At 40.4% G+C, this 260-nt stretch carries 1 protein-coding gene; it reads right to left on the bottom strand.

The window, feature by feature from the left end; genetic code table 11:
* A partial coding sequence (locus AAEZ00_RS21570; RefSeq protein WP_351090000.1) for a hypothetical protein occupies window positions 1-260 on the bottom strand: 260 nt, incomplete at both ends.

Raw genomic sequence — 260 nt, 5'->3', positions numbered from 1 at the left:
ACCCATGGATTAAAACCGGCGTCTATAATATTTTGTGCCATAGCGAGGCGATTATCGGGTTTTGCATAATCAATAACTTGGACGTTAAGGCCTAAGTCTTGTGCTGTTTTTAATTGTGCGCTTAGCCAATCTTGGTCGTTTTTGTTGGTCAGCTTATAGCTATTGTCGGTTGGATTAAAGTGGCTATACAAACCCTCAGCAACTAAGTCTTTAGCTAAATTAGCGAGTTTAGGCAATAACTCAAAGCCCCGGTTAAGAAT

The sequence above is a fragment of the Shewanella sp. S1-49-MNA-CIBAN-0167 genome (assembly GCF_040310145.1).
In the GTDB taxonomy this organism is placed as follows: domain Bacteria; phylum Pseudomonadota; class Gammaproteobacteria; order Enterobacterales; family Shewanellaceae; genus Shewanella; species Shewanella psychromarinicola.
Note: the sequence above shows the minus strand (reverse complement) of the source record. Positions and strands in the feature narration are given on the sequence as shown.